At 64.9% G+C, this 14,809-nt stretch carries 11 protein-coding genes; 4 read left to right on the top strand and 7 right to left on the bottom strand.

The features are described from left to right. Nucleotides 1-130: 130 nt before the first annotated feature. Together yihA and hemB are read left to right on the top strand one after the other, a co-directional pair. A complete protein-coding gene (gene yihA / locus ACY34H_RS25925; RefSeq protein ID WP_464980320.1) occupies nt 131-844 on the top strand; it encodes a ribosome biogenesis GTP-binding protein YihA/YsxC in 714 nt (237 codons plus the stop codon). A gap of 13 nt (nt 845-857) precedes the next feature. Further along, nucleotides 858-1,871 (top strand): porphobilinogen synthase, encoded by a 1,014-nt coding sequence (hemB, locus tag ACY34H_RS25920; RefSeq protein WP_464980319.1) that lies wholly within the window; start codon nt 858-860, stop codon nt 1,869-1,871. Between the two features lie 125 nt (nt 1,872-1,996). Here the strand turns inward: hemB and ACY34H_RS25915 are convergent, their stop codons facing one another. Next, nucleotides 1,997-2,923 carry a LysR family transcriptional regulator gene (locus ACY34H_RS25915; RefSeq protein ID WP_464980318.1) on the bottom strand — a complete coding sequence of 309 codons (927 nt, stop codon included), beginning with the start codon at nt 2,921-2,923 and terminating at the stop codon, nt 1,997-1,999. Nucleotides 2,924-3,104: 181 nt separating this feature from the next. On the opposite strand from ACY34H_RS25915, the gene ACY34H_RS25910 reads away from it, so the two are divergent. Continuing rightward, nucleotides 3,105-4,313 (top strand): MFS transporter, encoded by a 1,209-nt coding sequence (locus ACY34H_RS25910; protein ID WP_464980317.1) that lies wholly within the window; start codon nt 3,105-3,107, stop codon nt 4,311-4,313. Between the two features lie 7 nt (nt 4,314-4,320). Here ACY34H_RS25910 and ACY34H_RS25905 read toward each other — a convergent pair whose 3' ends face one another. From ACY34H_RS25905 to ACY34H_RS25885, 5 genes are all read right to left on the bottom strand, one after another. Continuing rightward, entirely contained in the window at nt 4,321-5,247 is a 927-nt protein-coding gene (locus ACY34H_RS25905; RefSeq protein ID WP_464980316.1) for a hypothetical protein, read from the bottom strand. 227 nt (nt 5,248-5,474) lie between these two features. Further along, nucleotides 5,475-8,594: an efflux RND transporter permease subunit gene (locus ACY34H_RS25900; protein ID WP_464980315.1), complete on the bottom strand. Its 3,120-nt coding sequence runs from the start codon at nt 8,592-8,594 to the stop codon at nt 5,475-5,477. After that, on the bottom strand, nt 8,591-9,769 hold the full coding sequence (locus ACY34H_RS25895; protein WP_464980314.1) for an efflux RND transporter periplasmic adaptor subunit: 1,179 nt from the start codon (nt 9,767-9,769) through the stop codon (nt 8,591-8,593). The genes ACY34H_RS25900 and ACY34H_RS25895 overlap by 4 nt, the downstream gene beginning before the upstream one ends. Nucleotides 9,770-9,905: 136 nt before the next feature. Continuing rightward, on the bottom strand, nt 9,906-11,261 hold the full coding sequence (locus ACY34H_RS25890; RefSeq protein ID WP_464980344.1) for an ATP-binding protein: 1,356 nt from the start codon (nt 11,259-11,261) through the stop codon (nt 9,906-9,908). Between the two features lie 51 nt (nt 11,262-11,312). Continuing rightward, nucleotides 11,313-12,038 (bottom strand): response regulator, encoded by a 726-nt coding sequence (locus tag ACY34H_RS25885; protein WP_464980313.1) that lies wholly within the window; start codon nt 12,036-12,038, stop codon nt 11,313-11,315. Between the two features lie 216 nt (nt 12,039-12,254). On the opposite strand from ACY34H_RS25885, the gene ACY34H_RS25880 reads away from it, so the two are divergent. Further along, on the top strand, nt 12,255-12,716 hold the full coding sequence (locus ACY34H_RS25880; RefSeq protein WP_464980312.1) for a Spy/CpxP family protein refolding chaperone: 462 nt from the start codon (nt 12,255-12,257) through the stop codon (nt 12,714-12,716). 183 nt (nt 12,717-12,899) lie between these two features. Here the strand turns inward: ACY34H_RS25880 and dsbD are convergent, their stop codons facing one another. Next, nucleotides 12,900-14,768, bottom strand: a complete 1,869-nt coding sequence (gene dsbD, locus ACY34H_RS25875; protein ID WP_464980311.1) for a protein-disulfide reductase DsbD — start codon at nt 14,766-14,768, stop codon at nt 12,900-12,902. Nucleotides 14,769-14,809: the final 41 nt, after the last annotated feature.

Raw genomic sequence — 14,809 nt, 5'->3', positions numbered from 1 at the left:
AACGAGTCAAGGAAACGAGTCAAAAAAATGTCGCAATGTTCGAGTGCTCCGGCACACCCGGAAGCGGGCCGTAACTCCTTATTGTACAATAGCTTCCCGGCACGACTGCCTGTTCTCGTAGCAATTCTTCATGTCCAAGCTCTGGCAAGCCCGCTTCTTCACGACCGTCAACCACCTGCGCGACCTGCCCCGTACCACGGTGCCCGAGATCGCCTTCGCCGGCCGTTCCAACGCGGGTAAATCGACCGCCATCAATATCCTGTGCAACCAGAAGGGGCTGGCGTTCGCGTCGAAGACGCCGGGCCGCACCCAGCACATCAACTTCTTCAGCGTGGGCGGCGCGCACGTGGCGATGCACCGGCACGACCCCACCAACATGGACGAGGTGCGCTGCCTGATCGCCGACTTGCCTGGCTACGGCTACGCGGAAGTGTCGGGCGACGCCAAGCTGCACTGGCAGCGCCTGCTGGGCGACTACGTGCAGCGCCGCGACCAGCTCGCCGCGCTGGTGCTGATGATGGATGCCCGCCGCCCGTTTACCGACCTGGACATCCAGATGCTCGAATGGTTCGCCCCGACCGGCAAGCCGATCCACTGCATCCTGACCAAGTCCGACAAGCTGACCCGCAGCGAAGCGGTGAACACGCTGCGGCAGGCGCAGGCCAAGCTCGACAGTTATGTCGACGAGGAAGGCGAAGGATTCCCGTTCACCGTGCAGCTGTTCTCCGCGCTCAAGCGCGTCGGCATCGACGAGGCGACCGCGAAGATCGAGGAGCTGGTCGGGCTGAACATCGATCCCCCCGCGCCCGAACCTGAGTCCGACCCCGAGTCCGACCCCGAATAAGGAATCTTTAGCGATGCACAGCTCCCACTTCTCCGCCCAGTTCCCCGCCATGCGCATGCGCCGCATGCGCCGCGATCCGTTCTCCCGCGCGCTGATGCGCGAAAACGTCGTCACCGCGGCGGACCTGATCTATCCGGTCTTCATCCTCGAAGGCAGCAACGTGCGCGAGCCGGTGCTGTCGATGCCGGGCGTGGAGCGGGTATCGGTCGACCTGCTGCTGAAGGTGGCCGAAGAGTGCGTGTCGCTGGGCATTCCGGTGCTGGCGCTGTTTCCTGTCATCGACACGTCGCTGAAGACGCCGGACGGCATCGAGGCCACCAATCCGGCAGGCCTGGTGCCGCGCGCGGTGCGCGAACTGAAGAAGAATTTCCCCGAGCTGGGCATCCTCACCGACGTGGCGCTCGATCCGTACACGAGCCACGGCCAGGACGGCCTGATCGACGACGCCGGCTACGTGATCAACGACATCACCACCGACATGCTGGTGCGCCAGGCACTGACGCAGGCTGAAGCCGGCGTGGATGTCGTGGCACCGTCGGACATGATGGATGGCCGCATCGGCGCGATCCGCCACGCGCTCGAAGGCAAGGACCACATTCATACGCGCATCATGGCCTACTCGGCCAAGTATGCCTCGGCGTTCTACGGCCCGTTCCGCGATGCCGTCGGTTCCGCGAAAAACCTCGGCAAGGGCGACAAGAACCAGTACCAGATGGACCCCGCCAACAGCGACGAAGCGCTGCGCGAAGTGGCCGGCGACCTGCAGGAAGGCGCGGACATGGTGATGGTCAAACCCGGCATGCCGTACCTGGACATCGTGCGCCGCGTGAAGGACGAGTTCAAGGTACCGACGTTCGCCTACCAGGTCAGCGGCGAGTACGCGATGATCAAGGCCGCCGCGCAGAACGGCTGGCTCGACCATGACAAGGTGATGATGGAATCGATGCTGGCCTTCAAGCGCGCCGGCGCCGATGGCGTACTGACCTACTTCGCGCTGGACATCGCGCGCAAGCTGAAGGCCCGGTAACCCGACGCTCTGCCACCGATCAAGCGGGCCTCCGGCCCGCTTTTTTATTGTTCAGCTGGTCGCAAAACAACACCGGGACAGTCCCCAAGTTTTTGTCCCCAAGTTTTTAGCAACACATCCTGCATTCATGGGACGGAGGCCGGCGCCAGCCGCAGGTCGGGCTCCGCGGCCAGTCTTTCCGTGATCCACTCGGCGAACACGCGCAACTTCGGCGCCGCCATCCGCCCGCGCGGATACAGCAGCGAGACCGGCATCGGTGCCGGCGGCGTATCGGCCAGCAATTCCACCAGTTCGCCCCGCTCGAGGTAGCCGCCCACCTGGTAGCGGGCCGCCTGCGTGATGCCGAGGCCCTGCAGCGCGCAGGTGACGTTGGCATCGGCGTTGTTGACCGCGATGCGGCCCGGTACCTGTGCCTTGACCGCCTGGCCGTCGACCATGAAGTCCCACTCGAACGGCCGGCCCGTGCGGCCGGAAAAGTGCACGATGCCCTGGTGGCTGCGCAGGTCGTCGATCGCGCGGGGCGTGCCGTGCTGCGCGAGATACGCGGGCGCGGCGCACGTCACGAAGCGCATGCTGCCGACCTGCCGCCCTACCAGGGAAGAGTCCTGCAGGTCGCCGACGCGCAGTGCGCAGTCGATGCCTTCCTGCACGAGGTCGACGAGACGGTCGGAAAAGCTGAGCGTCAGCGCCAGCTCCGGCCAGGCATCGGCAAAGCCGGCAATGTGCGGCAGGATCACGTGGCGCCCGACGGCATCCGGCAGGTCGACCCGCAGCGTACCCCGCGGCGTGGCAGCGCCGGCCCGGAATGCCTGTTCGGCAGCCGCCACCGCATCGAGGATCTGCACGCACTGGGCGTGGTAGCCGGCGCCCTCCGGTGTCAGCGCCAGGCGCCGCGTGGTCCGCTGCAGCAGCGTGGTGCCGAGATAGGCTTCCAGGTTCTTGATCGTGGCGGTCAGCGCCGCGCGCGGCAGGCCCAGCGTTTCGGCGGCCCTGGTAAAACTGTTTGCTTCGACGATCCGCACGAAGACCTGCATTGCGCGAAGTTTGTCCATGGTGGCGCCTATTGTTCACATGAAGCGAAAAGTATAGGACGATTATTGGTGGATTATCTTCTCCCTTTCGCTGCGTACACTTTCCCCATCCAATCCAGCCGGTTCCCGGCGCGTCCGATGGCGGATCACAGGCCATCGACCGCTCCGTAGACTGGTCCGATCCACTCACATGGGGAAAACCATGACATCGCATCAAGAACCGCATGAACATATCGCACCCTCGATGGTGCTGCTGCTGGCGGCAGCGGCCGGACTGATCGTCGCCAACCTGTATTACGCGCAAACGCTGGTGGGACCGATCGCGGCGGCCACCGGGCTGTCGGCGGGTGCGGCCGGACTGATCGTCACGCTGACGCAGGTCGGCTATACGCTGGGGCTGCTCTTCATCGTGCCGCTGGGCGACCTGCTGGAAAACCGCCGGCTGGTCGTGACCGCGCTGGCCGCCACGGCCGCCGCCCTGGCCGTTGCCGCATTCGCCACCAGCGCGTCGGTCTTCCTGGCCGCGGCACTGGCGATCGGGCTCGGCTCCGTGGCGGCACAGATCCTGGTGCCGTTCGCGGCCCACCTGTCGCATGAATCGAAGCGCGGGCACACGGTGGGCAAGGTCGTCAGCGGGCTGCTGCTGGGGATCATGCTGGCGCGGCCGGTGGCCAGCCTGATCGCCGACCATACCAACTGGCACGTGGTCTTTGCCGGCGCGGCCGTGCTCATCGCGCTGCTGGCGCTCTTGTTGCGCGTGAAGTTGCCGCAGCGGGTGCCGCAGTCGCGCACGTCGTATGCAAAGCTGATCGGCTCGCTGTGGACGCTGTTCAGGACCACGCCCGTCCTGCGCCGCCGCGCCGCCTACCATGCCGGCCTGTTCGGCTCGTTCAGCCTGTTCTGGACCGTGGTGCCGCTGGCGCTGGCCGGGCCGATGTTCGGCCTGTCGCAGACCGGCATCGCGATCTTCGCGCTGGTCGGCATGGCGGGGGCGATCGCATCGCCGATCGCGGGCAAGCTGGCCGATGCGGGCCACAGCCTGATGGCAACAGCCGCCGCGCTGGGATTGGGCATCGTCGGGTTCGCCCTGCCCTTGCTGGTGCCGGGTTCACGCGACGTGGCGCTTGCCATTCTCGTGATCGCCTCGATCGTGCTGGACATGGGCGTGGCCGCCAACCTGGTGCTGGGCCAGCGCGCCATCTTCACGCTGGGCGCCGAAGTGCGCAGCCGCCTGAACGGCCTGTACTTTGCCGTGTTCTTTGCCGGCGGGGCCGTAGGCTCCGCGCTGGGCGGCTGGGTGTACGCCCATTACGGCTGGCATGCCGCGCTGCTGGCCGGCATGGCGATGCCGGCCGCGGCCCTGCTGTACTGGATCGGGGAAGCGCTGGAACGCTCCCCGCAGCGGGCCTGATGGCTTGCTAGCGCCCCGCCGGGCGGATATAGCGGGGATACATTTCACGCAGCAGGAAGGCGCGCAATTCGGCCTCGTCTTCCTTCCGGGCGCTCATCTTCACGACGCGGCCCAGCCGGTGCGATTCCCATTCGAAGTCGCCCGGCTTTTCCTTGCGGATCAGCTCGATCATCTTCGTGACGACGGCGTTCTCGATGTCGATCTCGCTGCCCAGCTCGACCTTCACCTGCGACAGCCAGCGGCGTTTGAAATTGGTATTCCAGCCGCGGAATTTCAGGTCGGCGCTGTTGAACGTCTGGTTTTGCACGTCGAAGATGCCGCCCGAATCCTCCCGCTCACCGGCCGAGTTGCGCCCCTGGGCCCCCATGATGTTGGCGACCGCACGGGCCTTGGCTTTCGCATCGGCGCTCTCCGCGCTTTCCGTGGTGGGGCTTTCGACGGCGCCGCGGCGGCGGCGGGCGGCTTCCACCATCTGCGACATGTCGGTCACGTCCGGCGGCGGCGGCGTCATGTCGGCCTTCACCGGCGGCGGCGGTGTTTCCTGCCGGTTCGGATCGGTAATCGCGTCGTTATTGGTGCGCTTGATCGGTGGCGGTGTCGGACGCGGCTTGGCCTGGGCTACTTTCGGTTGCTGTTGCGGCGACGGCTTTTCCGGTGTCGGCTTCGGCTGCGGCTTCGGCGGCGTCGGGGTGGGCGCCGTAGGGGCGATCCACACCATCTCGCCGGCTTTCGACGGCGGGTTGAGCTTGACGATCATTTGCGGATTCATCAAGGCCAGCGCCAGGATCAGGACGTGCAAGCCGATCGCAATGGCCAGGCCAGTGCGGTTCGGCTTGTTGTCGCCATAGCGGAGCGGGAGGCCGGCGGGCGGAACGACCTGGCCACAGGTGGGGCAGACTTCGTCGGGACCGTGGGTATGGCTGTGCTGGAGCAAGATTAACCGTTTTTTATGCGCAAACCGGCAATGCCGGGCCTGGTCGGGCAAGCTTACGCGAGCTTGCAGTTAACGGATGTTACCGTATGTATCCGCTTCATGTGAGCCAGTTGGGACCGGGAAACGCGGCCTTCAGGCGATCCTAATGGTCGCCATTGCCTGGAAAACAGGGTCCGTCCCCATTTTTGAGGTAACTTTCCTCAAAAACAGGGTCTGACCCGGATTTTTCAGGAGACGGCTTTCAGCTCCACCTTCTGCGGTTCCGGCGGCGGCTCGGCCAGTTCGGCGTCGCTCATCGGGCCGTTGCCGCTGTAACGGTCGAGGAACAGGTAGATGACCGGGGTGACGTACAGTGTGATCACCTGCGAGAAGATCAGGCCGCCGCACACGGCCAGGCCCAGCGGCTGGCGCAGTTCGGCGCCGGCGCCCAGGCCCAGTGCGATCGGCAATGCGCCCATGAAGGCGGCCAGCGTGGTCATCATGATCGGGCGGAAGCGCAGGATGCACGCTTCGCGGATCGCCGCCGCCGGGGCCACGCCCTGTTCACGCTGCGCCTGCAACGCGAAGTCGATCATCATGATGGCGTTCTTTTTCACGATGCCGATCAGCATCAGGATGCCGATGATGGCGATCATCGTTAGGTCCATGTCGAACAGCCACAGCGTGAACAGCGCGCCCACCGCGGCGGACGGCAGGCCGGCCAGGATCGTCAGCGGGTGGATGAAGCTTTCGTACAGCACCCCCAGCAGCACGTAGATGACGGCCAGCGCGGCCACGATCAGGATCACCTGGCTGCCCTGCGATTTCTCGAACACTGCCGCATCGCCGCCGTAGTTGGTGATGATCGACGGCGGCAGGCCGAATTCCTGGCCCATCGCATCGATCTTCGCCGTGGCGCGGCCCAGCGGCACGCCCGGCGCCAGGTTGAACGCCACCGTGACCGCCTGCAGCTGGCCCTGGTGGTTGACGGCGGTGGGCCCGACCGTGCGCTGCACCGTGGCAAAGCTGGACAGCTTGATCAACTGCCCGGCCGCGTTGCGCACCGAGACCTTGTTCAGCGCATCCTCGTAGCGGCGGTCTTCGTCGGCCGCTTCCAGGATCACGTAGTAGCTGGCGGCGGACGAATAGATCGTCGATACCTGCCGTTCGCCGAAGGCGAGATACAGCGCGGTGCGCAGGTCGCCGATCGCCACGCCCAGCGTGCTGGCCTTATCGCGGTCGATGTTCAGGGTGGCCTGCAGGCCCTTGTTCTGCGAGTCGCTGGTCACGTCGCGGAAATCCGGATCGGCGCGCATGCGTTCCAGGTAGCGTTCGGACCAGTCATTCAGCGAATCCGGGCTGACCGACTGCAGCGTGTACTGGTAGCGGCTCTTGCTGGGGCGGCCGCCCAGCTGCAGGTTCTGCACCGGCGACATGTACACCTGGATGCCGGCCACGTCGCGCATCTTCTTGCGCAGGCCTTCCAGCACCTCGGGCATTGCCTTGCGCTCGCCGCGCGGCACCAGCACCACGAACATGCGGCCGGTGTTGCCGCCATCGGTAAACGACACCACGCTGTCCACGGCCGGATCGGCCTTGATGATGGCGGCCACGCGGTCCTGCAGGGCAACCATCGCCGTGCTTGAAATATCTTCCGAAGCTTCCGTGTTGACGCGGAACTGGCCGATGTCTTCTTCCGGGAAGAAACCCTTCGGCATCGTTGCATACATGACCACGGTCAGCACGAAGGTGCCCACGGCCACGCCCAGCACGATGTAGCGGTGGCGCAGCGCCGCGTCCAGCGTGCGGCCATAGCCCTTCAGCACGGCGTTGAAGCCGCGTTCGAAATGACGGCCGAGGAAGGTGTCGTCGCCGGCGGCTTCATGGGAATCGGCCGGCAGGAAGCGCGCCGCCATCATCGGCACCAGCGTCAGCGAGACCAGCGCCGACACCAGCACGGCCAGCGCCACGATGACGGCGAATTCGCGGAACATCAGCCCCATCACGCCGGGCATGAAGAAGATCGGGATGAACACGGCCACCAGCGAGATCGAGATCGAGACGATGGTGAAGCCCATCTCGCGCGAACCGACCAGCGCCGCCTGCAGCGGCTTCTTGCCGTGCTCGACGTGCCGCACGATGTTTTCCAGCACCACGATGGCGTCGTCGACGACGAGGCCGACGGCCAGCGTGATGCCCAGCAGCGAGATATTGTCGAGGCTGTAGCCGAGCGCGTACAGCAGCGCCAGTGCGCCCAGCAGCGAGATCGGCATCGTGATGGCCGGGATCACGGTGGCCACCGCGCGGCGCAGGAACAGGAAGATCACCAGCACGACCAGCACGATGGTCAGCGCCAGCGTCAGATTGACATCGTGGATCGCTTCGCGGATCGACAGCGAGCGGTCGTTGACGAGACTGATGCTGATCGACTCCGGCAGCTGCGCGCGGAAGCGCGGCAGCAATGCCTTGACGCTGTCCACCACCTGCACCGTGTTCGCATCCGGCTGGCGCTGCACCAGCAGCACGATCGAGCGCTCGCCGTTGTAGCTGCCGACCGACTTGATCGACTGGAAGCTGTCCTCGACGATCGCCACATCCTTGAGCCTTACGGGCTCGCCGTTGCGGGTGGCGATGATCAGGTCGCGGTAATCGGCCGCCTTCATCAGCTGGGCATTGCCCTGGATCGTCAGAGTCTGGTCGGGGCCGTCGAGCACGCCCAGCGGCGTGTTGGCGTTGGCGCTGCGGATCGCCGCCTGCACTTCGGCCAAGGTCAGGTCGCGCGCATTGAGCAGGTCCGATTTCGCGCGCACGCGCACGGCGAAGCGTTTCTGGCCATTGACGCGTACCTGCGCCACGCCCGGCAGGGTGGAGAGGCTGGGCGCGATCAGGTTTTCCGCATAGTCGTTCAGCTCGGACAACGACAGCGATGGCGAATTCATCGCCATGAACAGCACCGGCGCATCGGCCGGATTGATCTTGCGGTACGACGGCAGATCCGTCATTTCTTGCGGTAGCTGGCGCTGCGCGCGCAGCAGCGCGGCCTGCACGTCGACGGCGGCTTCGTTGACGTCGATGCTGGAATCGAATTCCAGTGTCAGCGAGGTGTTGCCCTGCGTGCTGGTCGACGTGATCAGCGACAGGCCGGGAATCGTGGAGAACTGCTTTTCCAGCGGCAGCGCGACGGACGACGCCATCGTGTCCGGGCTGGCGCCGGCCAGGTCGGCCGACACGTTGATGATCGGCGTGTTATAGCTGGGCAGCGCCGCAACGGGGATATAGAGGTAGGCCAGCACGCCCGCCAGGATCAGCGACAGCGACAGCAGCACCACCATCACGGGGCGCCGGATCGAGAGCTCGGAGAGATTCATTCGATGCCACCCTTGGCCTTGCCCTGCTCGGCCAGCCGGGCTTCGGGCACCCGTGCCGCGGCGACGCGTACCTTGCCGCCGGGGCGCAGGTTCTGCTTGCCTTCGACGATGACTTGTTCATTGCCCGCCAGGCCGCGCACCGCGGCGTCAAGCCCGAAGGCGTGCAGCCGCTCGACATTCGCGACCCTGGCCGTGCCGTCCGGCCCCACGGTATACACGAACGTGCCGCGCGTATTGGTGATGATGGCGTTCTGAGGCACTACCAGCGCATCGCGCAGCGTCTGCACGGTGACCTCGGTGTTGACGTACTGGCCCGGCCACAGCCGGGTGTCCCGGTTGGCGAACTGCGCCTTCACGCGGATCACGCCGGCCTGCGGGTCGACGGTATTGTCGATGAACGACAGATGGCCCTCGATCGGCGTCTTTGAATCGCGGTGGAATACCTGCACCGGCACCTTGCCGGCCCGCTGCGCATCGAGCAGCGCGGCCAGGCTGGTTTCCGGCACCGTGAAGGCGACGTTGATCGGGTCGAGCTGGGTGATCGTCGTCAGCGACGTGGACAGCTGCACCAGGCTGCCCGGGTAGACGTTGATGCCGCCCACCCGGCCCGTCATCGGCGCGCGGATCGTCGTGTAGCTCTGGCCCACCTGGATCGCGCGGGCCGCGGCGATATTGGCTTCCAGCTCGGCACGGGCGGCATCGACCTGGCTCTTCAGCGTATCGACGGCGCCCTGGGCAATGAACTTCTGGCCCAGCAGTTCCATGCTGCGCTGGTACTGCCGCTCGAGGTCGGCCAGGTTGGCGCGGTCGCGCGCCACCTCGGCCTGGGCCTTCTGCAGATTGGCCGATTCGCTGCGGCTGTCCAGCGAGAACATCAGCTGGCCTTCCTTGACGAAATCGCCCTCCTTCACGTGCACCTTGACGATCGTGCTGGTGGTCTGCGGATGCAGGTCGACCGTGCTGATCGGGCTCACGGTGCCGTTCGCCTGCAGCATGACGGGCACGTCCTGCCGCTTCGGCGCCACCACGTTGACGGTGGTCGGCCCCTGCCCTTTCTCCTGGCCCTTGCCTGCGGCGGCATGCTGCGTTTCTTCCGGTGCGCGCGTGAAATGCCAGGCGCCGGCTCCAACGGCGACGGCGGCAGCAACCAGTACTCCCAAAGTGGATTTTTTCATTTTTTGTATTTGCTGCTTGAAGATGATGGATTTATTTCCTTGCGGAACTAACCGGACATTGTCGCATCGAACTGCTACCGGCCTGTTACGTGGCGGGCCCGCCTGCGGCCGCGTAGACCTGCCTCACTGGCGTTCCTTATTTACCCGCATAGAACTCGGGCAAGGTCAGCACGGCTTCCAGCCCGCCGGCATCGCCGTTGGCCAGGCTCAGCGTGGCGCCGTGTTGTTCGGCGATGTTGCGGGCGATCGTCAGCCCCAGGCCGGTGCCGCCGGATTCGCGAGAGCGCGAGGTTTCCACCCGGTAGAACGGTTCGAATACGCGCCCGATCTGGTCTTGCGGAATACCGGGGCCTTCGTCGCGGATACGGATGCGGGCCGCGCCGGCCAGCCGTTCGACCGTCACGTGGGCCTTCTGGCCATACTTGACGGCGTTGTCGATCAGGTTGACGAGGCAGCGCTGCACGTCCAGCGGCCGGCCGAGCAGCGCCATGCCGGCCTTGCCTTTCAGCTCGACGGCCTGGCCGGCGTCGATGGCGTCGGCGCATACGCTGTCGAGCAGCGAGTCGAGGTCCAGCTTCTGCATGGTGCCGTTGGTGTCCATGCTGCGCGCCAGGTCGAGGCCTTCGCGGATCATCTGCTGCATGGCCGACAAATCGCCGATCAGCTTGTGCTGCAAGTCCGCGTCGCTGACTTTCTCCAGCCGCAGGCGCATCCGCGTCAGCGGCGTTTGCAGGTCGTGCGTGATCGCCGCCAGCATTTCGGTACGCTGGATGATGTGCTGGCGAATGCGGCCCTGCATGGCGTTGAACGCCGCACTTGCCTGCCGGATCTCCGCCGCCCCGGCCAGTTCGAGCGGCGGCTTGTTGATGTCGTTGCCCAGGTCCTTGGCCGCCTGGGCCAGCTGTTTGACCGGGCGCACCGCCATCCGCGTGACGAAGTAGGCCAGCACGGCGATGCACAGCAGGAACGGCACGAAGACGGCGTACTCATTGTGGCCGGTGGGAATCGTGCCGCGCGGCGGCAGCACCGAGAGCTTCAGCACTTGCCCGTCCGTCATCACGACCTTGACGGACTCGCACGTGCCGCGCCAGGGGCCGGGTCCGAACAGCGTCATCGTGCTGGTGCGCTGGTCGCATTGCGGCGGCCTTTCCGCGATCGGGATCACCTGGAAATCGCGCGGCAGCCGCTGCGCCAGCGCGGTGGAAAATTCCGTTGCAGGGTGCAGCGTGAGATCGTTGTCGGTGGCGATTTCCAGCCGCATGCTGCTCTTGCTGGAGACCGCCAGGTACTGCGCGCGCGATTCCGGGCGCACCACGTCGGTGGTTTCGATGATCTGCTCGGCCCGCTCCAGCGAGTGGAATGTGCGATAACGTTCCAGCGTGCGCTGGCGTTCATTGATGGCCAGCCACTGCGTGAGCGCGGCCGAGGCAACGATGCCGACCATGAGCGCGAGGAAAACCCGCCCGGTCATCGAATTGACGAAATTTTTCAGCGTGCTCACTTCAGCTCATCTCACGCATGGCCATCCGGGCGTGCAAGTTGTTCACGCGCGCGGCTCGACCGCGACGGCACCGGCCAGCACATAGCCGCCGTTGCGGACGGTCTTGATGATCTGCGGCACCCGCGCATCTTCGCCCAGCTTCTGCCGCAGGCGGCTGATCTGGATGTCGATCGAGCGGTCGAACGGATCGGCATCGCGGCCCTGCGTCAGGTTCAGCAGCTGGTCGCGGTTCAGCACGCGGTTCGGATGCTCGAGGAAAACTTTCAGCAGGCGGAACTCGGCGCCGGACAGCATGATCACCACGCCATCGGGATTGAGCAGGTGACGTGCGGTGAGGTCCAGCGTCCAGTTCGAGAAGCGGATCTGCGATGCCTTGTCCATGCCGCCGGACGGCATCGAGTTACTGCGGCGCAGCACGCTGCGGATGCGCGCCAGCAGTTCGCGCGGTTCGAAAGGCTTCGGCAGGTAGTCGTCGGCGCCCATCTCGAGGCCGAGAATGCGGTCCAGCGGTTCGCTGCGCGCGGTCAGCATGATCACCGGCAGGTTCGAATGGGCGCGCAGCTTGCGGCACAGCGTGAGGCCGTCCTCGCCCGGCATGTTCAGGTCCAGCACGATCAGGTCGGGCTTGGTTTCGTCCAGCAGTTTCCACATGGCGGTGCCGTCCGCCGCGCCATGGGTACGGTAGCCGTTGGACTCCAGGTAATCCGCCAGCAGTGTACGAATTTCGCGATCGTCGTCGACGATCAAAATGCTCGATGTTGGTTCCATCCTCCAATTATCGCCACTTCGGCAGGCGAAGACCAACGGCGGTTTGTATCGTCTTGTATATGCGCGGCCGCACTGGTTTGACTTCGGCAGGGAAACAAACGGATACAAAAAGCGGCGCCCGCGACACTTCATGGAAACACTGCGTTGAGAAACTGTTTTCCGTGCAGTGCTTCATGGGAACCAGGCACAATCAATTACTCACTAAAGGATTTAAAAATGAACATCCTGCATAAGAGCATTATCGTCGGCATGACCATGCTCACTATCGGCTCCGCTGCAATCGCCGCGCCGCCCCAGGAAACCGCGCAACATCGTACTTATGCGGAAACCAAGTTCGATCCGGCAAAACGTGCCGAGCGCATTGAACAGCGTCAGCAAAAACTGCATGACGCCCTGAAAATTACTGCCACTCAGGAATCGGCCTGGAATGCATATATTTCCGCCATCAAACCACAACAGGCTATCGGCCGGGTGGACCGGGTATCGTACAAGGAATTGAATGCGACACAGCGTGCGGAAAAGCGGCTTGAGTTTTCCAAGGCACGCGTGGCACACCAGGAAACGCGACTGGAAGCAATGAAGACTTTCTATGCGGCGCTGACGCCGGAACAGCAGAAGGTATTCGACCAGCATTCCGCGCACGGCAAGCGCAAGGGACACCATCGTCGCCACGGCTGACCGGCGATTCGACATCGGGGCGACGGGGTCGCCCTATTTTTCTCTCTTTCCCATGCCAGATTCTGGCTTGATCACGCTGTATCCTGGTGCGCCGGCGCTGTCAGTGTCCGTACGCGCTGCTTGCTTGGGAGCCGGGTCGAAAAAAAAGCGCCACACGGGCGCTTTACTGGGTTTGTCACAACCTTATTTCAGCCTGCTTAACGATCCCAGGAAAGCACTCGCATCCTGGAAGCCGATCACCCGGCTATCGGCAATTTCGTCGCCGCGGGCATCGAAGAAAATAATGCCCGGCGGCCCGAATAAATTGAACCGTTTCAGCAACGCCTTGTCGTCCTCGTTATTGGCGGTAACATCGACCTGCAGCCATAGGGTGTTTTCCAATGCCTTGCGGACCGCCGGATCGATAAACGTCAGTTTTTCCATTTCCTTGCAGGCGACGCACCAGTCGGCATAAAAATCCAGCATCACGGTTTTACCGCCGGTATTTTCCAGCACGCGGTCGAGTTCGGCCACGCTGCCGATTCGCCGGAATGGCAGCTCATCGACGGCGCCATCGCGCAGGGAGGCCAGCGGTGCAAACGGATCGCGCGCTCCAGTAGCGACACCGACCATCTGGACAATACCGAAGCCGATGAATAACGCGGCAATGGTTTGCGCCGGCCAGCGTTTATGCTGCCGCAACAAATAAATACCGTAGGCGATGCCCAGCACTGTCCACCCGGCCATTTGCACGGCACCCGGCAATACCGGCGATACCAGCCACCATGCCATTGCCAGCAACAATACGCCGAAGAATCGCTTGACCGCATCCATCCATGGGCCGGCTTTCGGCAGCAGCGCGTTGGCCGATATGCCGACCAGGATCAATGGCACGCTCATGCCGGCCGCCATGGAAAACAACGCCGTGCCGCCGGTGATGACGTCGCGGGTCTGGCTGATATAGACGAGCGCACCGGCCAGCGGCGCGGCAACGCAGGGGCCGACGATGAGGGCCGAGATCGCCCCCATCGCGAACACACCGGCCAGTTTGCCGCCCGGCCGGCGACCGGATGCGGCGGCGAGACGGGTCTGCAGCGCAGCCGGCACCTGCAGTTCGTACACGCCGAACATCGACAGTGCGAGCAGCACCATCAGCACCCCGAAGGCGCCGAGTACCCAGGGATTCTGCAACGCGGCGGCCAGGCCTTCGCCCGCCAGGCCGGCGGCAACACCCAGCGCGGTGTAGACGATCGCCATGCCCAGCGAATAACTCAGCGACAAGGCCAGGCCGCGCCCCCGGCCCGGCCGGCCACCTTCGCCGACGACGATCGACGACAGGATCGGCACCATCGGCAGCACGCAGGGGGTGAATGCCAGGCCGAGCCCGAGCAGCAGGAACAGCGGCACGATGACCGCCAACTGGCCGCCCCGCAAGGCGCCTTCGATTCGGCCAAGCTCGCTTTGAGCGGCGGGCGCCGCGCCTCCAGCGGCTGCGGCTGCGCCTTGATCCGCTGCTGCGCTTGGTGTGCCGGCTTCCGCGCCGGCCGGCAGGGTTGCGATGGGCACCTCCATCATGGCGGCGCCCGGGCGGCTCATCGCCGACAAGCCGAACGCTCCGGCGGGCGCCGCCGTACCGCCGGCCGGCGACAGCCGTGCGGTCGCATCCTGCGGCGAATAACACAGCCCCTTGTCGGAACAGCCCTGGCCGGTCGCCGTCAGCGTGAATGCACCGGCCGCGTCGACGGGAATCCGGATTGCCACGCGATGGCGGTAGGTTTCCACCTCCTTGTCGAAGGTCTCGTCGAACTTCACCTTGCCAGGCGGGATCCGCGGCACGCCAAGCTGCGCACCCGCCGCCCGGAACCTGAACTGCTCGCGGTACATGTAGTAGCCCTCGGCGATCTGCCAGGTGGCTTCGATCGTCGTCGCATCGGCCATGCGCGCGGAGAACTGGAATGCCACGTTCGGGGGCAGGAAGTCCTCCTCGGCGCGCGCCGGCGACAGCAGCGACAGGAACGATACGAACAGGAGAAACAGGCGGGAAAGGAGAGACAGGCGAAAAAGGAGAGACATGCGGCAACTCGGCGGGAGAGAACCCCGAGATGGTATCCCGA

Source organism: Pseudoduganella sp. jia 9 (genome assembly GCF_055502615.1).
The sequence above is the reverse complement of the archived record's forward strand: the minus strand, read 5'-3'. Positions and strand labels throughout refer to the sequence as shown.

Coding starts and splice junctions, on each gene's coding strand:
- hemB (WP_464980319.1), top strand. CDS start 858: ATGCACAGCTCCCACTTCTCCGCCCAGTTCCCCGCCATGCGCATGCGC.
- ACY34H_RS25900 (WP_464980315.1), bottom strand. CDS start 8,594: ATGAATCTCTCCGAGCTCTCGATCCGGCGCCCCGTGATGGTGGTGCTG.
- dsbD (WP_464980311.1), bottom strand. CDS start 14,768: ATGTCTCTCCTTTTTCGCCTGTCTCTCCTTTCCCGCCTGTTTCTCCTG.
- yihA (WP_464980320.1), top strand. CDS start 131: ATGTCCAAGCTCTGGCAAGCCCGCTTCTTCACGACCGTCAACCACCTG.
- ACY34H_RS25915 (WP_464980318.1), bottom strand. CDS start 2,923: ATGGACAAACTTCGCGCAATGCAGGTCTTCGTGCGGATCGTCGAAGCA.
- ACY34H_RS25880 (WP_464980312.1), top strand. CDS start 12,255: ATGAACATCCTGCATAAGAGCATTATCGTCGGCATGACCATGCTCACT.
- ACY34H_RS25885 (WP_464980313.1), bottom strand. CDS start 12,038: ATGGAACCAACATCGAGCATTTTGATCGTCGACGACGATCGCGAAATT.
- ACY34H_RS25895 (WP_464980314.1), bottom strand. CDS start 9,769: ATGAAAAAATCCACTTTGGGAGTACTGGTTGCTGCCGCCGTCGCCGTT.
- ACY34H_RS25910 (WP_464980317.1), top strand. CDS start 3,105: ATGACATCGCATCAAGAACCGCATGAACATATCGCACCCTCGATGGTG.